We start from the raw sequence: 18,066 nt of genomic DNA, 5'->3' as shown, positions 1-18,066 counted from the left end.
CATGAACAAGATCGATCTCCAGGGTCGCGTCGCTGTCGTCACCGGCGGCGCGCAGGGCTTTGGCCGCGCCATCACCCAGCGCTTTGTCGATTCCGGCGCCAAGGTCGCGATCTGGGATTTTGACGCCGCGCTGGCCGAGAAGACCGCCAAGGAAATCGGGGACAACGTCCGCGTCATCAAGGTCGACGTCACCGACACCGCAGGCGTCGAGCAGGCGCGCGATGCGACGCTTGCCGCCTTCGGCAAGATCGACATCCTCGTCAACAATGCCGGCATCGCCGGCATCAACAAGCCGGTCTGGGAGACCGATCTCGAGGAATGGCGCAAGGTGCTGCGCATCAACCTCGACGGTCCCTTCATCGTCTGCAAGGCCATCGTGCCCGCGATGCTCAAGCAGAAATACGGGCGGATCGTGAACATCGCCTCAATCGCCGGCAAGGAAGGCAATCCGAACGCCGCGCATTATTCGGCCTCCAAGGCCGGTCTGATCGCACTGACGAAATCGCTCGGCAAGGAATTGGCGGCGCATGACATCCTCGTGAATGCGGTGACGCCGGCGGCCGCAAAGACCGCGATCTTCGACCAGATGACGCAGCAGCATATCGACTTCATGCTGTCGAAAATCCCCAAAGCGCGCTTCGTGCTGGTGGAAGAGCTCGCCGCCATGGCTGCCTGGCTTGCATCCGAAGATTGTGCCTTCTCTACCGGCGCGGTGTTTGATATTTCCGGGGGACGGGCGACCTACTGAAGCATGGGGCGCCGAGGGGGCAGACCATGCAGTTTGGGCGCCGGGATTTTATGAAGCTCGCTGCGGGCGCAGGCGCGCTGCCGCTGATGTCCCGCGGTGCACTCGCGCAACTCGCACCCAATCCACCGAGCATCCGCCCGCCCTCGCCGGCCGAGCGCAGCGCCATGGCGCGGCTCGCGCATAGCTTCATGGACAGGTACGGCGTGCCGACACTGTCCTTTGCGATCGGCTATGCCGGCACGATCGTCCATGAGGACGCCTTCGGTCTGGCCGATAGCGAGCGGAACGAGGCCGTGACGCCGCGGCATCTGTTCCGGATCGCCAGCGTCAGCAAGATGATCACCTCGGTCACGATCTTCCGCCTAATCGAGGAGAACCGCCTCAAGTTGACGGACCGCGTGTTCGGCCCGGGCGCGTTGCTCGGCAACGATTACGGGCAGCCGCCCTATTCCGCCGGCATCGACCAGATCACGCTCGAGCATCTCCTGACGCATACCGGTGGCGGCTGGAGCAACGACAACCGCGATCCGATGTTCACGCATCCGCGGATGGATCACGCGCAACTGATTGCCTGGACGCTGGCCAACCGGCCGCTGGACCGTCCGCCGGGCCAGCACTACGCCTACTCGAATTTTGGCTATTGCGTGCTCGGCCGCGTCATCGAGAAGCTTACCGGCCAGGCCTATGCCGAGCACGTCCGCGCCGAGATACTGGCGCGCTGCGGCGTCACCGACATGACGATTGGAGGTAACACACGCGACCAGCGCCAGGCCGGAGAAGTCGCCTATTACGGCCAGGGCGAAAATCCCTACGACATGAATGTCAGGCGGATGGATTCCCATGGCGGCTGGATCGCGACGCCCACAGACCTCGTGCAGTTCCTGATGCATGTCGACGGCTATTCCCGGCCGGCGAACATCCTGCGACCACGCACCATCGAGGTCATGACCACCGCGCCCGGCTACAGCCCGGATTATGCCAAGGGCTTCTGCATCAACAAATCCGACAATTGGTGGCACAATGGCAGCCTGCCGGGTACCAGTACCATTGCGGTCAGAACCCATGGCGGCTTTTGCTGGGCCGCCTTCACCAACACCAGGCGCGGGAATTCCAACATGGACGGCGATCTCGACAACCTCAACTGGACCATGGCGCGCCAGGTCGGCGAATGGCGGGTGGCCTGAGCCATGATCAGAGAGGGTGGATGTCTGTGCGGCGCGGTGCGGTTCAAGGCGGAGGGTGAGCCCCTTAACGTCCGCATCTGCCATTGCCGCATGTGCCAGAAGGCGATGGGCTCGCCCTATTTCGTCCGCGCGCAGTTCGACCAGCGCGCGCTGACCGTCGAGGGCGACACTGAGCGCTATGCGTCGTCCGAGAACATCGATCGCGTGTTCTGCAAGCGCTGCGGCACACGCCTGTTCTCCTGGCGGCGCAACGGCACGCTGGCGGGCGTCGCGCTCACCACGTTCGACGATCGCAACGCCTTCGCGCCGACCGAGCACATCTGGGTCTCGGAGAAGCTCGCCTGGCTGAAGCTCGACGATGGGCTGACGCAATATCCGGGGACGATTCCTGCATGAATTCTTGCGGCAGCATCGCGGCTTCGGGCGACGCGGATCATCTGCGGCGTGGCATTTCTGAACCGGCTACCCTATTTTGATCAGAAGCGTTGCTGCACTGCCGGTTTGGCCGGGTCGCCTGCAAGGCCGCAGGCAAACCGGGACGGATAAGCCGTGGATATTTCGCTCTATAGTCTCTCCGTGTGGGTGCTGCCGCTCGTGCTCGCCATCACCTTCCACGAGGCAGCGCACGCTTTCGTCGCGCACCGGCTCGGGGACAACACGGCCTGGCAGCTCGGCCGCGTCAGCTTCAACCCGCTCAAGCATATCGACCCATTCGGCACTGTGATCCTGCCGGCGATGCTGCTGTTTGCGCATTCGCCGTTCCTGTTCGGCTATGCCAAGCCGGTGCCGGTGAATTACCGCAATCTCAATAATCCCCGGCTCGACATGGTCTGGGTGGCGCTGGCCGGGCCCGTCACCAACATCCTGCTGGCGCTCGCTGCAGCTCTTGCCCTGCACGCCCTGCCCTGGGCGCCGGCCGGCTCGGCGCAGTGGATCTTCGACAACCTCAAGAATGCACTGCTGATCAACGCGGTGCTGGCGGTGTTCAACATGATGCCGATCCCGCCGCTCGATGGCGGACGCGTCGCGGTGGGGCTGTTGCCGCGCCCGCTCGCCCTGCCGCTGGCCCGGCTCGAGCCTTTCGGGATGCTGATTCTGATCGGCTTGCTGATCCTGCTACCGCTGGCAGGCTCCCAGTTCGGTCTAAATCTTGATGTTATTTCAGCAATACTGCGAACGTTGACCGGTTATGTGATTCAGGCTGTTCTCATTCTGACCGGCAATGCGTAGTTGAAGGGCCACACACCCGAACATAGCCGAAGGGCTCGAGGCCGACTTGGTCAAAGCTGCCGATATGCTGATCGCGCGACGCGCCGATACCCGCGCCCGCGCGGATTTTGCCACCTGGAAGATGATGGCCAAGCTCAACGGGTCGTCCGCGCTGCCCCCGGAGGCGCAGGATTTCCTCGTCAGCTACAAGAATTTGTTGGCGCAGACGAACGAGGGCGATGCCTCCGAGGCCACCATCGGCGCAATCTACAAGGCCTATTATGCCGAGATGGGCGGCGCGGGAACCCCGCCCGACGTCCGCCCCCGCGCGACTGAGTCGGCTGCGGACAATGTTACCGCTTTCCGCCGCCCTGAACCGAAGCCGAAGAAGGCCAGTTTCTTCGGGGCGGGGACATCAGGCGGAGCCCAGAAACGGCCGCTCCCGGTGGCGTTGATCTTCGCCTGCCTGGTCGTGGTCTATGTCGGTATCCGGCTCTACTGGCGCTGAGCCGTCTTCTTCTTTTTCTTCGCGTCCGGCGGTGTGAAGATGATGTCGACGGTGCGCTCGAACCGGTCGTCAGTCAGGCTGGCAGGCGGCTGCGGGATGGGATCGGACTTGCGGACAATCGAGATCGCGGCTGCATCGTAAGCTGCATCCCCGGACGACTCCACAACGTCGACTGAAAGCACGTTGCCCCGTCGGTTGATCGCGAAGCTGACCTTGACCTTCTGATTGTTGGGCTCCTTGCCCTCAGGGTTGACCTTGTGGGCCGTCAGGTGCGCGCTGATCTTGCGGTTCCAGTCGGCCGTCAGCTTCAGCGTGTCCTTGCCAATGCCAAGGAAAGGCGCCAGCGCCTTCTCGGCCTCGCGGGCATCCTCATCGAGTGTCTGTCGCGCCGTCGCAACCGACTGCGGCGAGGCCTCCGCCGCGGGGGTTTCGACCGCCGCAATCTTCGGATCCTCGTCCTGCGGCTTCTTCGAGATGTTTTCGGTGACGACCCGATCGGGATCGTCGACCTGTTGCGACCGATCCTTTGGAAGCTCGGTTTCCTTGGTCTCGGCTTTCTGCTCGGGAAGCGCCTGCTGCTCCTGCATCGCTTCGCTGTCCGGTCCTGGCGGAAGGTCGGTGTCAGGCGCCTTCGGCGAGGCCATCTCGACCGCGAACTCCGCGCCGGTCGCGCCCAGGCCGTCGTCGCCGTCATCGGTACGCAAATGGGCCAGCGCAAGCGCGGCGCCGCCCAGATGAAGCGCGAGCGCCGCCACTGCGGCCAAAATCCAAAGCTTCCGGGATGGTCTGGATTCGTCCGACATAGCGGGCCTCTAAGGCTGAGCGGCGCCTGCCGCAGGCGCCCCCGGGGCGCCTTCCAGCGCAACCAGTTTCACCCGCGAATAGCCGCCCGAGCGCAACAGCTCCATGACTCCCATCAACTCGCCATACGGCACCGAGCGATCGGCGCGCAGGAAGACATATTTGTCCTTGCTCATGTCCGACAGGCCGTCGAGGGTGCCGATCAATTCGGCCCGGTGGACCGGGTTCTCTCCGATCGCAAGCGTCAAATCCGGCTTGATGCTGAGATAGGTCGGCTTGTCCGGCTTTTTCTGCGGCGTTGCGCTCGACGTCGGCAGATCGATCGGCAGGTCGACGGTGGAGAGCGGCGCCGCGACCATGAAGATGATCAGCAGCACCAGGATGACGTCGATGAACGGCGTGACGTTGATGTCATGCGTCTCGCCGAAATCGTCGTCGTCATCATTGTCTGCGAGCGAAACACCCATGGTTCACTCCGCCGCGCGCGAATGCACGCTGCCGTGGCTGCGGTCGAGATCGCGCGAGAGCAACCGCCCGGCCGCGCCCGAGGCACGGCTGACGAGCTCGAGATAGCTCTTCGTCACGCGCGAGAAGTGGTTGTAGATGATGACCGCGGGAATGGCGGCGACGAGACCGATCGCGGTGGCGAGCAGCGCCTCGGCGATGCCGGGCGCGACCACCGCGAGATTGGTGGTCTGCGACTTCGAGATGCCGATGAAGCTGTTCATGATGCCCCACACCGTGCCGAACAGGCCGACGAAGGGCGACGTGGAGCCGATGGTCGCGAGCACACCCATGCCGACGCGGATGCGCCGCGCCTCCGCGCGCACGATCTCCTGGAAGCTCGAGGCCGCGCGCTCCTTGATGCCGGAATCGCTGGACAGGCCGGCCGACATCCGCGCCTCGCGCAGCGCCGCCGCCAGGAACGACGGCAGGATGCCCTCCCTGGCGCCGAGCGCCATCTGCGCTTCGGCGAGCGAGCGGGCCTCCGCGATCTTCTTCAGCGCCGAACGAAGTTTTGTCGAGGCAACCGACAGCTCGATCGATTTGGCGATCAGGACCGTCCAGGTCATCAGCGATGCGAAGGCGAGCCCGATCATCACGGCCTTCACGATGATGTCCGCCGACTGGAACATCACCCAGGGCGACAGCTCCTTCATGGCCGGTGCGATGCCCGTCGCCGTATCGGGCTTTGCGGCCGCGGGCGCGATCGCCGAAGGAGCGGCAGGCGCCGCCGGCTGGGCCGTCGACTGTGCCGGTGCCGCCGACGGGGTTTGGGTCTGGGCAGAAACAGGGGATGCGAGCCAGGCAGCCGCCAGCATCAAGGCTGCGGCAAGGCTTGCTTGGTAGGATATGATCTTCATACTTCGGCCCAGTAGCGAATGAGGTTGTGATAGATACCCGTCAATTTGACCGTTTCGGGATCGTCACGCCCGAGCCGTTCCACCAGCGCCTGAATCGCGGTGTCGAGGTCAAAGATCATGCTCCGGGCTTGATCGTCCCGTATCATGCTCTGAAGCCAGAAGAAAGACGCAACCCGCGTTCCCCTCGTCACCGGCGTGACCAGATGGAGGCTGGTCGAGGGATAGAGCACGCAGTCGCCTGCTTGCAACTTGACTTCGTGCGAACCGTAGCTGTCCTCGATCACAAGTTCGCCACCATCGTACTCCTCCGGCTCGGCGAGGAACAGCGTGACCGACAGGTCCGTGCGGATGCGAAGGCCGGTCAGGCGGTCGCCGCGGATCGCGTTGTCGACGTGCAGGCCGAAATGGTGGCCGCTGCTGGCCGCATAGCGGTTGAACAGCGGGGGGAAGATCTGGAGCGGGATCGCCGCCGCGATGAAGCGCGGGTTCGACGTCAGTGCCGAAATGATGCGGTTGCCGAGCTTGCGCGCGACCTCGCTGTCCGGCGGCAATTGCTCGTTGCGCTTGACCATCGCCGACTGCGAGCCGGCGGTGGAGCGCCCGTCTTCCCATGCGCTGGCGTCCATGATGCGGCGGAAATCCGCCACATCATCCTTGCTGAGAACGCCAGGCAGGCACGTCAACATGATCAGAACTTCGCCGTCGTGACGAGGTAGAACGCCCGGCCCGGTGCGACTGCCACGAACGGAACGTTGCTGCGATAGAACGAGTCGTAATAGAGCTTGTTGGTCAGGTTCTGGGCGTAGAACTTCATGGTCCAGTTCTTGTCGATCTTCTTTTCGACGAATGCGTCGAAGCGCCAATAGCCCGGCAACTCGTTGGTGTTGGCCGCGAACGTGCCGCCATAGACCTTCGAGCGGTACACCGCCTGCCCGCCAAGCTCCCAGCCGTCGTCGAACTTGTACTTGGTCAGCATGCTGAACGACTGGTGGGCAATGTTGGCAATCTGCAGCCCGAGATTGGAGGCAACGCCGCTCTGCGTGACCTTCGACTGCATCAGCACCAGGCCGCCGAAGATGCTCCAGCGATCGGTGATCTTACCCTCGGCTTCGAGGTCGATACCCTGGATGCGATAGGCAGCGCCCGACGTCAGCAGGCCGCTGACGGTCTCGCGCGCGTTGTCCTTGGTCGTCTGGAACAGCGCACCGGTCACCAGCAAGTGGCGATCAGCGAGCTCCCATTTGGTGCCGAGTTCGATCGCCTTGTTGCGCTCGGGCCCGAGCAAGACAGTCGAGTTGGCTGGAACGCCACCGTAATCGGTGCCGGTTGCGTCAAGCTCCGACCCGAACGGATTGGCCGAAGTCGCATAGGCTGCATAGACGCTGCCGATCGACATCGGCTTGTAGACCAGACCGACGTTGTAGTTCACCAGATCATTGTTCTGCTTCAGATAGTCCGCATTGGTCGACGCGCTCTGGCTGTAGCCGTCGTAGCGCACGCCGCCATTGACGATGATGGTGTCCTGCCAGTTGGCAGTGTCCATGACATACACGCTGCTGGTGTTGACGCCATAGCGTGTCGGGTTTCCGACCAGCGACGGCGAACCGAAGGGAATGTTGGTGTACTGGGGCGAGTAGAGATTGACCCCCGTCACGGCGCCGCTGCTCGTGAAAGCGGAGCCCGACAGTTCCGACGCAAGGCCGGCGTAGCGATCGATCGAGATGTTCTCGTTCGAATATTCGACGCCGAACACCGCCGTGTGCTTGATCCCGCCGGTGTCGAGCTTGAACGTGGCCTCGTTCTGGTTGGCCCACACGTCCACGTTCTGATAGCGGCTCTGGGCGCTGGCCGTCGTGGTCCAGAGCAACGGATTGGAGCTGGTCGTATTCGGGTTCTGCGGCAGCGTGCCGATATAGTTCAGCAGCGAATGCTCGCCGCGCACCTTGCTGCTCAGCGTAATGGCCTCGTTGACCTTGTACTCGATGGTGCCGGTGCCGAAATCCTGCCGCGCGGTCTGGAAGTCGCGGTTGAGGAAGCCGTACCAGTTGCCGCGCGGAATGCCGGCCGACGTCACCGGCACGTTGCCCTGCTTGTAGTAGGGCACGCCGAAATCCGGCAGGCCGCTGAGGTCGGTATGGACGTAGTTCGTCGTGATCTTGATGTCGTTGGTCGGGGTGTACTTGGTCGAGATGAAGCTGCCCCAGCGATTGTCGGTCACGTAGTCGCGGCCGGCAACGTTGGCGTCCTGGAACAGGCCGCCGACGCGCACCGAGAAGGTCGGGTCGATGACCTGGTTGACGTCGAGCGTGACGCGCTTGGTCCGGTCGGTGCCGAACTCGGTATCCATTCGCTTGAAATTGACGTCGCCGGCCTGCTTGGTGACGATGTTGATGGCGCCGCCGGCGGTGCCGCGGCCGGCGTAAGAGGATGCTGGTCCGCGCAGAATCTCGATCTGCTCGGTGAAGAAGTTCTCGCGGATCGAGACCGCGGGATCGCGGATGCCGTCGATGAAGACGTCGTTGCGTGCGTCGAAGCCGCGGATGAAGAACCGGTCGCCAAACGCATTGCCGCCCTCACCCGATCCCAGCGTCACGCCGGCGGTCGAGCGGCCGATCTCCTTCAGCGTCGTGGCGTTCTTGTCCTCGAGCACTTCCTTGCTGAGCACCGTGATGCTCTTCGGCGTGTTCAGCATCGGCTCGGGAAACTTGCCGGAGGCCTGGACGTGGTCGACCTTGTAGGGCGCCGCCGGATCTGAATAGGGATTGCGATCGACCTCGCCCGCTGGAACCGCGGGAGCGGCCTGCTGCGCCGCCTGCTGACGCTGTGCTGCGCGACGAAGCGCATTGCGCGCGCGGACCTGATCCGCCGTCGGCTTCGACGCCACCGGACGCGGACGCTGGATCGGCGCATCGACCGTCACCGGCGGCAGGTTCGACTGCTGCGCCTGTGCGCCGCTCGACACCGACGCCACCGCGATCAAGCTCGCGACTGCCGACGCCTTCTTGCCGGAAACGCCCGCGGACTTTTCTTCCATCGGATCGAATGCTGCGACCGAACGCAACGATTTCGGTGCGACCACCTGCCCCATTACAACACGCCCCATATTCCTGTTCGCCCATTCACTTCGATGAACGATTGGGATGGTGGTATCGGCCGCAAAATAGCGGGTCAATGCGAGCAAGCCGCGAGAACGCTTGAATAAGTCCAGATCAAAGGGATTCTAAACTGTAGTTTGAAATCGTTCTAAATCGAGATTGGAGTCGTTCTAAAACGATCCCGAAATGCTGCGAAACAAGGATCCCGCGCGCAGCATCAATCGCTGCTCGGCGGCTTCATCAGCGAGAACAATTCGTCGACGGTCTTCTGCGCCACGGCGCGCACGCGATCGCTGTCGTCCATGCCGGCGATGTTGACGCCGCTGACGACGGCTCTGATCTCATCGCGGAAGTCGGTGAGGAAGCGCAAGGGATCGCGCTGCTCGTTGGCGACGCGTGCGATCAGTCCCGTGATCAGAATCTGACACGCGATCAGCTTGCCGTTCAGCTCGTCCATCCTGCGCTCCCTTTGTGGCGGGGCCGATATGACCGATGCCGAATTTCCTGACAACCGAAACGGCCGCTACGCGATTTAGAACCGTTCTTGTTAGAACCGTTGTTGCGAGGCGCCCGCCTCGCGACCTTGCGCGGCGTCGTTCAATCCCGCGCACACCGCTTTCGAGCATCGCACAAGGTTTGCACGCTGCTCGTTCGCGCCGGGAAAATGCAGCACTGCACACAGGCGCGCCAGAGAGTTGCCTAAGCGGTGCAAAGCTTTCCAATTGTTTAGGATTTTCAACCGATAGTGCTGTTTACACTGGAACTTGGCGTGTATTATACAAGCGCCCTGGAACCCTATGATGGCGCCATAATTCGTAGCTTAGGGCACACGAGCCGACACGAGACGATATGAAAAAGTCCCGGCCGATCCTCTGGATTCTGATCATCGCGGCCGTGGCCTCCGCGGGTTACTACGGTTGGCAGAAATTCGGCTCGCCCGAGGCCGGAAAAACCCAGACCGCACAGAAGGGTCCGCCCCGCCCGCCCGCCGTCCCGGTCAGCGTTTCGCCGGTCGAGAAGGTCGACTTCCCGGTCTACCTGACCGGTCTCGGCACGGTTCAGGGTTTCAACACCGTGCAAGTCCGCACCCGGGTGGATGGCCAGATCGACAAGATCGCCTTCACCGAAGGCCAGATCGTCAAGCAGGACGACCTTCTGGTTTCGATCGATCCCCGCCCCTACCAGGCCACGCTCGACCAGGCCAAGGCCAAGAAGGCCCAGGACGAGGCCAATCTGGCCAACGCCAATCTCGAGCTCCAGCGCGCCATGAAGCTCGGCGAATTCGCCACCGCGCAGCGGGTCGACACCCAGCGCTCGACAGTCGCCCAGCTCAACGCCCAGATCGCCGCCGACGAAGCTGCAATCGCCAACGCGCAGACCCAGCTCGACTATACCCAGGTCAAGGCGCCGATCACCGGCGTCGCGGGCCTGCGCCAGGTCGACATCGGCAATATCGTCAACGCCTCGACGCAAACCGGCATCGTCACGATCTCGCAGGTCGAGCCGATCTCGGTGATCTTCACCGCGCCGGAGGACCAGCTCCCCTATATCAGTGAGGGCCAGAAGGCCGGCGCGCTCAAGGTGATCGCCTTCACCACCGACGGCAAGAAGACGCTGGCCGAGGGCAAGCTCGCGGTCATCAACAACCAGGTCGACACGACCAGCGGGACTATTCGCCTCAAGGCGGTGTTCGACAACAAGGACCACGCGCTGTGGCCGGGGCAGTCGGTATCGACCCGTCTTCTGGTGCGCACCCTGAAAGATGCGACCGTTGTCCCGGATGACGCGGTCCAGCACTCCACCAACGGCCTCTACGCTTATACCGTCAATCAGGACAACAAGGCCGAAGTGCACAAGATCAAGGTCAGCTACGCCATCGACGGACGTTCGGTCATCGATGAAGGGCTGGCGCCCGGGCAGCAGGTGATCACCGGCGGTCAATTCAAGGTCCAGCCCGGAAGCCTCGTCTCCACGGCCGTGGCGAGTTCGGATCCGGCCCAGAACAAGGTTCGACGGGAATGAACGCGGGCGGGATTTCGGCACCTTTCATCCGTTATCCCATCGGCACCTCGCTGCTGATGGCCGGCATTCTCTTTGTCGGTCTCGTCGCCTATCCCCTGCTGCCGGTCGCGCCACTGCCACAGGTGGACTTCCCGACCATCCAGATCACCGCCAATTTGCCGGGCGGCAGCCCCGAGACCATGGCCTCGTCGGTAGCCCAGCCGCTCGAACGGCAATTCGCCCAGATCCCGGGCATCGCCCAGATGACCTCGACCAGCTATCTGGGCACCGCCTCGATCACTATCCAATTCGACCTCAACCGCAGCATCGACGGCGCCGCCAACGACGTGCAGGGCGCCATCAACGCCGCCAGCGGCCAGTTGCCGAAGAACCTGCCCTCGCCGCCGACCTACCGTAAGGTCAACCCGGCAGATGCCCCGATCCTGCTGTTGTCGGCAACCTCCGAGACATTGCCGCTGACCAGCGTCAGCGACGCGGTCGACGCCCAGCTCGCCCAGCAGATCAGTCAGCTTGCAGGCGTGGCGCAGGTGTTCATCGGCGGCCAGCAGAAACCTTCCATCCGCATTCAGATCGACCCGGCCAAACTCGTCGCCAAGGGTCTGTCGATGGAGGACGTGCGCAGCCAGATCGCGATCACCACGGTCGACAGCCCGAAGGGCAACATCGACGGCCCGAAGCGCGCCTACACGATCTACGCCAACGATCAGCTCACCCAGTCGAAGGACTGGAACGACGTGGTCATCGCCTATCGCAACGGTGGTCCGCTCAGAATCCGCGACATCGGCCAGGCGGTCAGCGGCCCCGAGGACGCCAAGCAGGCGGCCTGGGCCAACGGCAAGCGCGGCGTGTTCCTGGTGATATTCAAGCAGCCAGGCGCAAACGTCATCGAGACCGTCGACCGGATCAAGGCCACCCTGCCTCGCCTCGTGGCCGCGATCCCGCCCGCGATCAAGATCGAGCTCATCAGCGACCGGACCACGACGATCCGCGCCGCTGTCGAGGACGTCCAGTTCACGCTGCTGCTGACCATTGCACTGGTGGTGATGGTCATCTTCATTTTCCTGCGCAGCTTCTGGGCGACCGTCATTCCCACCATCACTGTGCCGCTGGCACTGCTGGGCGCGTGCGCCTTGATGTGGGTGGTCGGCTATTCGCTCGACAATCTGTCGCTGATGGCACTCACGATCGCGGTGGGATTCGTCGTCGACGACGCCATCGTGATGCTCGAGAACATCACCCGCTACATCGAGGAAGGCGAATCGCCGATGGCGGCCGCCTTCAAGGGCTCCAAGGAAATCGGCTTCACCATCGTGTCGATCAGCATCTCGCTGGTCGCGGTGCTGATTCCGCTGCTGCTGATGGGCGGCATCATCGGACGCCTGTTCCGCGAATTCGCCGTCGTGCTGGCGATGACGATCTTCGTCTCGATGTTCGTGTCGCTGACGCTGACGCCAATGATGGCCTCGCGCTTCCTGCGCGCCCATGGCGAGGTGACCCACGGCAAGTTCTACCAGTGGAGCGAACGCGGATTCGACTCGATGCTGCGCGGCTACGAATGGGTGCTCGACCATGCCCTGGCCTGGCGGCGGACGACGCTCGCGATCTTCTTCGCGACCCTTGCCTTGTCGGTCTATCTGTTCGTCCTGATCCCGAAAGGGTTCTTCCCGCAGCAGGACGTCGGCCTGATCACCGCGACGTCGGAAGCCTCCCAGGACATCTCGTTCGCGGAGATGCAGCGCCGCCAGGTCGAGCTCGGCAAGATCGTGATGGACGATCCCGACGTCGCAACGATCGCGATGAACATCGGCGGCAGCGGCCGCGCCGGCAACAACGGCAACATGTTCATCACATTGAAGGCACGCAATGAGCGCGGGGCCTCGGCGCAGCAGATCATCGCGCGGCTGCGTCCCCAGCTCGAGAAGGTGTCCGGCGCCCGCCTCTACATGCAGGCGGCCCAGGACGTCCGGCTCGGCGGCCGGCCGACACGTACGCAATTCGAATTCACGTTGCAGGACGCCGATCTGGCCGAGCTCAATGACTGGGCGCCGAAGATTCTCGCCAAGATGCAGACGTTGCCGCAACTGCGCGACGTCGCGACCGACCAGCAGACCCGTGGCACCACGGTTCAGCTCAAGATCAACCGCGATACCGCAGCGCGCTACGGCATCCAGCCTCAGCTGATAGACGACACGCTGTACGACGCCTTCGGCCAGCGCCAGGTCACGCAGTATTTCACCCAGCTCAACACCTACAAGGTGATCCTGGAAATCCTGCCGGAGATGCAGGGCAGCCTCGAAAGCCTGAACAAGCTCTATCTGAAATCGCCACTGACCGGGGACCAGGTGCCGCTGTCGACGTTTGCGACCTGGAGCACCGATCCGGTCCGGCCGCTCTCGATCAGTCACCAGGGCCAGTTCCCGGCGATCACGATCAGCTTCAACCTTGCGCAGGGCGTCGCGCTCGGCCAGGCCACGGAGGCCGTGCAGAAGTCGATGGCCGATCTCGGCGCGCCGCCGACGCTCAATTCGAGCTTCCAGGGCACGGCACAGGCGTTCCAGCAGTCGCTGGGCACCGTGCCGCTGCTGATCCTCGCGGCGCTGGTCGTGGTCTATCTGATCCTCGGCATCCTCTACGAGAGCTACATTCATCCGATCACGATCTTGTCGACATTACCCTCGGCCGGCGTCGGTGCGCTGGCGATCCTGATGGCGGCCGGCTTCGAGTTCAGCCTCATTGCGTTGATCGGAGTGATTCTGCTGATCGGCATCGTGAAGAAGAACGGCATCATGATGGTGGACTTCGCCATCGCCGCGGAGCGCGACGAGCACAAGACGCCGGCGGAATCGATCCGCCAGGCCGCGCTGTTGCGCTTCCGTCCGATCATGATGACGACGATGGCCGCCCTGCTCGGCGGCGTGCCGCTGATGCTCGGTCACGGCACCGGCGCCGAGATCCGCCAGCCGCTCGGCTACGCCATGGTCGGCGGCCTGATCGTCAGCCAGGCGCTGACGCTGTTCACCACCCCTGTCGTCTATCTCTATCTCGACGAGCTCAACAACTGGTTCTCGAGATGGGGCCGTCCCGATGACGGCGAAGGCGACGAGACGGTCGAGCACGGCAGCGTCAAGCAAGCCGCCGAGTAGGCTTGCGCCGCGCCGCGCGCGACGCTACAGCGAGGCGCTCGGTCTACGCCAACGCGGTCTCGCCATGCCCATGCAATCCAGACTTGTCGCCCTCGCCGCCGCTCTCCTGCTGTCGACCGGCGCCGCGCATGCCCAGCAGGGGGCCAAGAAGAATGCAGCTCCCCCTGCCGCGCAGCCCGCGCCGGCCCCGACGCAAGCACAGGCTGACGGCGCTCCGGCGCAGCAGGCCGGCTGGGTCGTGCGCTGCACCAGCGTCAGCCGCGACGCCCCGCTCGAATGCGCGATGGAGCAGAACGCGGTGCTGACCAAGACCGGCCAGACCATCGTCCTGATCAACATCCGCATCGCGCCCGATACCCGCTCGCCGGTCGCGCTGCTGCAATTGCCGCTCGGCCTCAACCTTCCCATCGGCGCCAAGCTCCAGGTCGACGAGGGCAAGACGGTCGATCTCCAGATCCAGACCTGCGAGAACCGCGGCTGCTACGCCTCGACGCCGATCGCGGCGGACCTGCTTGCGGCCCTGCGCTCGGGCAAGCAGTTGAAGGTCTCCTTCCAGAACATGGCCAAGGAGTCGATCGCGATCCCAATGCCGCTCACCGACTTCGCGGCGGCTTACGACAAGATCAAGTAGCGAGGCGAAATCCGTCACCCGCCCAAATAGGCCTCCTGCACCTGCGGATCCTGTGCAGCGCCGCCACCGTGCCTGACAGCACGCTCTTGCCGACCCGGAGCACGGTGGCGAAGTCGGAGACTTCGAGCGCGAGCTCGATCGATTGCTCGGCGAGCAGGATGGTCAGGCCCTCGCGATGCAGGCGGCCGAAGGTTTCGTACATGGGCCCGAGCACCGCGGGGCTAGGCCAAGTGACGGCTCATCCAGCATCAAAAATTTCGGGTCGCTGATCAGCGCGCGGCCGACCGCGAGCAGCTGCGGCTCACCGCCGGACTTGGTGCCGGTGCGGTGGTTGCGCCGCTCCTTCAACCGCGGAAACTCTCGTAGACGCGCTCGAGCAATGTGACCCTGCGCGACCTGTCGTGCAGCGGCGTCGCGCCGAGCATGAGGTTGTTCTCAACGCACTGCTGCACGAACAGCCGCCAGCCTTCCGGCGACAGCGCGAGCCCCTTGCGCACGATCGCAAACGCTCTCTCGCCGGCGATGTCCTCGCCGCGAAAGCTGATCGTGCCGGAATGGACCGGGATGAGGCCCGCGATCGCATTCAGCAGCGTTCGATCCGACGTCGCCTGGTTTTGCCGAGACCACGCAAGCGCAGTCCCGCCCGAACCGGTAGATCCTATGGGTGAGCGAAGCGATACCCGGGACAGTCTCAGCAGGCGTTCCCGGATGTAGCTTTCGCTCGCCCGGGCTGCGGGTATCCCCGCAATGCCTTCCTCAGCGAGCGGGCAAGACAGACGCTCCTCTGACTGCGGAGGCAATCGCGCTGAGAGGGGGAGCAGGCGGCGGCCGTTCAGGCGCGGCAAAACGTCATCGCGCACATATCCACGCGCCGATGAGATCGCTGGACCGTTGATGATCGGTCGCGACACCAAATTGAGTGCCCCGATTTCCCAATCGTGCGGGCACGGCACCGACCCATTCCATGCCGGAGTGTTTCATTGGCGCTTTTGGGGCGAGGCCCTTGGTGACTGCGTGAGAGATGACGCCATGGGTCTTCTCCTTCAGCAACTCGATCATCCTACCCCGGGAGATCGTTCGTATCCAGGCGAGGTAACGTGAGGGCATGATCGTGTCCCAGGCGAGCTACTTCGACCTTTGTCGTAACTCCGACGGCACAACTACGCTCTTTCAACAACTCGAGAAGCGTCTGATTGTAGACACCATAGGGATAGCACATCACCCAGCCATTTGTGCTTGCACCCAAATCGTTGAGGAATGCCAGCGATGCATCGATTTCATCTGCTTGCTTCGCCGGTTCTAGACGATCCATAAAGTAATGCGCGGCCCCATGGCTTCCAACATACATTCCGCACCGAATCATCATGCGCAACTGGTCGGGCGACATATACAGTTCGTGTGCAAAGGCCGCCTCATCGATTCCGACGAATTGTTTAAACAGTCTCGTAGCCAATTCGTGCCGCAGATCTTCGGGCAGCGCATGCTGCAGCATGCGCTTAATGAAAATCACAACCTCTGAATCCAGGCGCGACGCATGCGCTAATTCGGTCCAATAGTCCTCAAACGTCCGCACACCATTGACGCCCTGATGCGCCGCGACGAAAGCGCGGATCTCAGTCACAAGCGATTGATGGTCCGACGTGCTAGCAAGAACGAAATGGATGCGGTTCACGTCCAGGAGTTCGCGATTGGCGACAGCTCGCGCGGGAGGAAAAAAGGAACCTTGCCAACCGCGCTCGTGCAAGAGAGGAAACACAACCTGGTAGTGATCCATATAGCCATCGTCAAACGTTAGCCACGCCGCATTCTCGGGGAGCACGCCGTCACCGTGTGCCGCGGCGACGACCTGCTCAGCGGTTACAACTTTGTAATGATGCGCCAGATAATCCATTTGGCGCCGGAAACTTTGAATGTCACGTCCTTTGATCGCGGGATATCGGCTACGCGCCAGATCACGGACATAATGATACATAACGATGGTCAGCGACATCTGTCTTCACCGCGCCTCAACCCCCGGAGGACAGGCGCCTATAGCACATTTCCCTCGTTCTCTTGTAATAAATTTTCCACCCCAACTTGACTATCACATTTGGCGAAGCCAATAATTCTGCTCTTCGCAGAGTGTCGACACTTTTGATGACGGCGAATGATTCGTCACGATAGTCAAATCGTGCATCAGCGTTGCGGTTTTTGGCGAAGAAGTTTGACGCGAGGCGCACATGCATGAAATTCGTCTAGCGCAAAAAAGCGATCGAGCAGCCCTCATTCAATTCATCGATCAGCACTGGAAAAAGAACCATATCTTCGTCACATCCGACGAAATATTTGATTGGCAGCATTTCGACCGCATCAGCGGAAAATACAACTTCATTATTGGCGTAGAGCGCGCGACCCAAGCGATTCATGGCGTTCTCGGCTTTATACCGCTGGCGCATTTTGATTCTGAAATTCCATTTGAGCGTCTTTGTTGGATGGCCATCTGGATGACTCAGGATGCGGCCAGAGGACATAAATTGGGACGGCGCCTCCTTTCTTACCTGGAGGAAAGCGTAAAGCCAGACGTCATTTCGACCGTTGGGGCCAGCGAAATGACGTTGGCTATGTATCAGGCCAGAGGCTATCAAACAGGGCGCCTAAGTCAGTATTATATTCTCAATTCGGAGCAATCAAACTTCAGCCTCATCGCGGTGAAAGACACAAAAAGGATTCCCGACAAAGCGGGAACAAGCGATGCCAATAAGAGACTTCAGCCGGCCTTCGAAAACGATATCATTGCCGACACTGAAAATTGCTTTCGCGCCCAAATAGACTTTCCGCCTAAAAGTCCGCGCTACCTTATCAATCGCTATCTTCGACATCCCGTTTATCACTATCAGATTTACTTGATCCGCGACCGCAGCGAGACGACGGGCATCGTGGTCACCAGGATTTGCAGTCATGCGGGAGCCAAAGCCATAAGAATAGTCGACTTCATAGGCCCCTCTGACGCGTTGAGCGGGCTTTGCGACGAGTGGAATTATCTGCTGAAGTCGACGAATGCCGAGTATATCGATTTCTATAACCAGGGAATTGATGACAACCATCTACGGGCGTCAGGATTTGTTCGCCGAGAAATGGGAGACGCAATCATTGTCCCCAATTATTTTGAGCCGTTCTTCAAAGCTAATGTTGAAATTGACTACTGCATTAGCCTGCCCCCAGGGCAAGCCTATAGGATTGTCAAAGGCGATAGCGACCAAGACCGTCCCGCCCAAAATGCGACGTCCATGTTTTGATTGCCTTCGCTTCCATCTGTAGGATTTGTTGTTCTTCGAGGCGGGAGCAGCTATGGGCCAATCTGGCGCAAGATCATCATCGCGGC

General features: G+C 62.1%; 19 protein-coding genes. 9 read left to right on the top strand and 10 right to left on the bottom strand.

Translation table 11 applies throughout. The features are described 5' to 3' along the window. Position 1 precedes the first annotated feature (1 nt). The 5 genes from IVB31_RS04460 (at position 2) to IVB31_RS04440 (ending at position 3,649) form a co-directional block, all read left to right on the top strand. On the top strand, positions 2-748 hold the full coding sequence (locus tag IVB31_RS04460) for an SDR family NAD(P)-dependent oxidoreductase (protein ID WP_247318969.1): 747 nt from the start codon (positions 2-4) through the stop codon (positions 746-748). 50 nt (positions 749-798) lie between these two features. Beyond that, the gene (locus IVB31_RS04455) at positions 799-1,932 is read left to right on the top strand and encodes a serine hydrolase domain-containing protein (RefSeq protein WP_247318967.1); all 1,134 of its coding nucleotides are present in this window, start codon (positions 799-801) and stop codon (positions 1,930-1,932) included. Between the two features lie 3 nt (positions 1,933-1,935). Then, positions 1,936-2,328 (top strand): GFA family protein, encoded by a 393-nt coding sequence (locus tag IVB31_RS04450; protein WP_247318965.1) that lies wholly within the window; start codon positions 1,936-1,938, stop codon positions 2,326-2,328. A gap of 153 nt (positions 2,329-2,481) precedes the next feature. Beyond that, entirely contained in the window at positions 2,482-3,162 is a 681-nt protein-coding gene (locus IVB31_RS04445) for a site-2 protease family protein (protein WP_247318964.1), read from the top strand. A gap of 64 nt (positions 3,163-3,226) precedes the next feature. Next, positions 3,227-3,649, top strand: a complete 423-nt coding sequence (locus tag IVB31_RS04440; protein ID WP_247319422.1) for a hypothetical protein — start codon at positions 3,227-3,229, stop codon at positions 3,647-3,649. Here IVB31_RS04440 and IVB31_RS04435 read toward each other — a convergent pair. From IVB31_RS04435 to IVB31_RS04410, 6 genes are all read right to left on the bottom strand, one after another. Next, the gene (locus tag IVB31_RS04435) at positions 3,637-4,452 is read right to left on the bottom strand and encodes a TonB family protein (RefSeq protein WP_247318962.1); all 816 of its coding nucleotides are present in this window, start codon (positions 4,450-4,452) and stop codon (positions 3,637-3,639) included. The two genes, IVB31_RS04440 and IVB31_RS04435, sit on opposite strands and share 13 nt — an antisense overlap. 9 nt (positions 4,453-4,461) lie before the next feature. Beyond that, on the bottom strand, positions 4,462-4,917 hold the full coding sequence (gene exbD, locus IVB31_RS04430; RefSeq protein ID WP_247318959.1) for a TonB system transport protein ExbD: 456 nt from the start codon (positions 4,915-4,917) through the stop codon (positions 4,462-4,464). Between the two features lie 3 nt (positions 4,918-4,920). Beyond that, a complete protein-coding gene (gene exbB / locus IVB31_RS04425) occupies positions 4,921-5,814 on the bottom strand; it encodes a tonB-system energizer ExbB (RefSeq protein WP_247318956.1) in 894 nt (297 codons plus the stop codon). Beyond that, a complete protein-coding gene (locus IVB31_RS04420; protein ID WP_106943132.1) occupies positions 5,811-6,500 on the bottom strand; it encodes a Fe2+-dependent dioxygenase in 690 nt (229 codons plus the stop codon). The genes exbB and IVB31_RS04420 overlap by 4 nt, the downstream gene beginning before the upstream one ends. 2 nt (positions 6,501-6,502) lie before the next feature. Further along, entirely contained in the window at positions 6,503-8,902 is a 2,400-nt protein-coding gene (locus IVB31_RS04415) for a TonB-dependent receptor (RefSeq protein WP_247318952.1), read from the bottom strand. A 224-nt stretch (positions 8,903-9,126) separates the two neighbouring features. Continuing rightward, complete coding sequence (locus tag IVB31_RS04410; RefSeq protein WP_247318951.1) at positions 9,127-9,366, bottom strand: hypothetical protein; 240 nt, start codon at positions 9,364-9,366, stop codon at positions 9,127-9,129. A 392-nt stretch (positions 9,367-9,758) separates the two neighbouring features. Between IVB31_RS04410 and IVB31_RS04405 the strand changes: the two genes are divergently transcribed. The 3 genes from IVB31_RS04405 to IVB31_RS04395 all read left to right on the top strand — a co-directional run bounded on the left by IVB31_RS04405 (position 9,759) and on the right by IVB31_RS04395 (position 14,705). Beyond that, positions 9,759-10,931, top strand: coding sequence for an efflux RND transporter periplasmic adaptor subunit (locus IVB31_RS04405; RefSeq protein ID WP_247318948.1), 1,173 nt, complete (start codon positions 9,759-9,761; stop codon positions 10,929-10,931). Further along, the gene (locus tag IVB31_RS04400; protein WP_247318945.1) at positions 10,928-14,074 is read left to right on the top strand and encodes an efflux RND transporter permease subunit; all 3,147 of its coding nucleotides are present in this window, start codon (positions 10,928-10,930) and stop codon (positions 14,072-14,074) included. Before IVB31_RS04405 ends, IVB31_RS04400 begins: the two co-directional genes overlap by 4 nt. Before the next feature lie 64 nt (positions 14,075-14,138). Next, the gene (locus tag IVB31_RS04395; protein ID WP_247318940.1) at positions 14,139-14,705 is read left to right on the top strand and encodes an invasion associated locus B family protein; all 567 of its coding nucleotides are present in this window, start codon (positions 14,139-14,141) and stop codon (positions 14,703-14,705) included. Here the strand turns inward: IVB31_RS04395 and IVB31_RS04390 are convergent. The 4 genes from IVB31_RS04390 to IVB31_RS04375 form a co-directional block, all read right to left on the bottom strand. After that, positions 14,698-14,907 (bottom strand): hypothetical protein, encoded by a 210-nt coding sequence (locus tag IVB31_RS04390; protein WP_247318939.1) that lies wholly within the window; start codon positions 14,905-14,907, stop codon positions 14,698-14,700. The two genes, IVB31_RS04395 and IVB31_RS04390, sit on opposite strands and share 8 nt — an antisense overlap. Beyond that, the gene (locus tag IVB31_RS04385; RefSeq protein WP_247318937.1) at positions 14,868-15,053 is read right to left on the bottom strand and encodes an ATP-binding cassette domain-containing protein; all 186 of its coding nucleotides are present in this window, start codon (positions 15,051-15,053) and stop codon (positions 14,868-14,870) included. Before IVB31_RS04385 ends, IVB31_RS04390 begins: the two co-directional genes overlap by 40 nt. Next, positions 15,050-15,658: a hypothetical protein gene (locus IVB31_RS04380; RefSeq protein ID WP_247318934.1), complete on the bottom strand. Its 609-nt coding sequence runs from the start codon at positions 15,656-15,658 to the stop codon at positions 15,050-15,052. The genes IVB31_RS04385 and IVB31_RS04380 overlap by 4 nt, the downstream gene beginning before the upstream one ends. Positions 15,659-15,765: 107 nt before the next feature. Next, positions 15,766-16,695: a polysaccharide deacetylase family protein gene (locus IVB31_RS04375; protein WP_247318932.1), complete on the bottom strand. Its 930-nt coding sequence runs from the start codon at positions 16,693-16,695 to the stop codon at positions 15,766-15,768. Between the two features lie 229 nt (positions 16,696-16,924). On the opposite strand from IVB31_RS04375, the gene IVB31_RS04370 reads away from it, so the two are divergent. Continuing rightward, on the top strand, positions 16,925-17,980 hold the full coding sequence (locus IVB31_RS04370) for a hypothetical protein (RefSeq protein ID WP_247318921.1): 1,056 nt from the start codon (positions 16,925-16,927) through the stop codon (positions 17,978-17,980). Positions 17,981-18,066 lie beyond the last annotated feature (86 nt).

The organism is Bradyrhizobium sp. 21, from assembly GCF_023073335.1.
In the GTDB taxonomy this organism is placed as follows: Bacteria; Pseudomonadota; Alphaproteobacteria; order Rhizobiales; family Xanthobacteraceae; genus Bradyrhizobium.
Note: the sequence above shows the minus strand (reverse complement) of the source record. Positions and strands in the feature narration are given on the sequence as shown.

Excerpts from the sequence above, each read along its gene's own strand:
- IVB31_RS04460 (WP_247318969.1), top strand. The coding sequence starts at position 2 with ATGAACAAGATCGATCTCCAGGGTCGCGTCGCTGTCGTCACCGGCGGC.
- IVB31_RS04455 (WP_247318967.1), top strand. The coding sequence starts at position 799 with ATGAAGCTCGCTGCGGGCGCAGGCGCGCTGCCGCTGATGTCCCGCGGT.
- IVB31_RS04450 (WP_247318965.1), top strand. The coding sequence starts at position 1,936 with ATGATCAGAGAGGGTGGATGTCTGTGCGGCGCGGTGCGGTTCAAGGCG.
- IVB31_RS04440 (WP_247319422.1), top strand. The coding sequence starts at position 3,227 with ATGCTGATCGCGCGACGCGCCGATACCCGCGCCCGCGCGGATTTTGCC.
- IVB31_RS04435 (WP_247318962.1), bottom strand. The coding sequence starts at position 4,452 with ATGTCGGACGAATCCAGACCATCCCGGAAGCTTTGGATTTTGGCCGCA.
- exbD (WP_247318959.1), bottom strand. The coding sequence starts at position 4,917 with ATGGGTGTTTCGCTCGCAGACAATGATGACGACGACGATTTCGGCGAG.
- exbB (WP_247318956.1), bottom strand. The coding sequence starts at position 5,814 with ATGAAGATCATATCCTACCAAGCAAGCCTTGCCGCAGCCTTGATGCTG.
- IVB31_RS04420 (WP_106943132.1), bottom strand. The coding sequence starts at position 6,500 with ATGTTGACGTGCCTGCCTGGCGTTCTCAGCAAGGATGATGTGGCGGAT.
- IVB31_RS04415 (WP_247318952.1), bottom strand. The coding sequence starts at position 8,902 with ATGGGGCAGGTGGTCGCACCGAAATCGTTGCGTTCGGTCGCAGCATTC.
- IVB31_RS04410 (WP_247318951.1), bottom strand. The coding sequence starts at position 9,366 with ATGGACGAGCTGAACGGCAAGCTGATCGCGTGTCAGATTCTGATCACG.
- IVB31_RS04405 (WP_247318948.1), top strand. The coding sequence starts at position 9,759 with ATGAAAAAGTCCCGGCCGATCCTCTGGATTCTGATCATCGCGGCCGTG.
- IVB31_RS04400 (WP_247318945.1), top strand. The coding sequence starts at position 10,928 with ATGAACGCGGGCGGGATTTCGGCACCTTTCATCCGTTATCCCATCGGC.
- IVB31_RS04395 (WP_247318940.1), top strand. The coding sequence starts at position 14,139 with ATGCCCATGCAATCCAGACTTGTCGCCCTCGCCGCCGCTCTCCTGCTG.
- IVB31_RS04390 (WP_247318939.1), bottom strand. The coding sequence starts at position 14,907 with ATGTACGAAACCTTCGGCCGCCTGCATCGCGAGGGCCTGACCATCCTG.
- IVB31_RS04375 (WP_247318932.1), bottom strand. The coding sequence starts at position 16,695 with ATGTCGCTGACCATCGTTATGTATCATTATGTCCGTGATCTGGCGCGT.
- IVB31_RS04370 (WP_247318921.1), top strand. The coding sequence starts at position 16,925 with ATGCATGAAATTCGTCTAGCGCAAAAAAGCGATCGAGCAGCCCTCATT.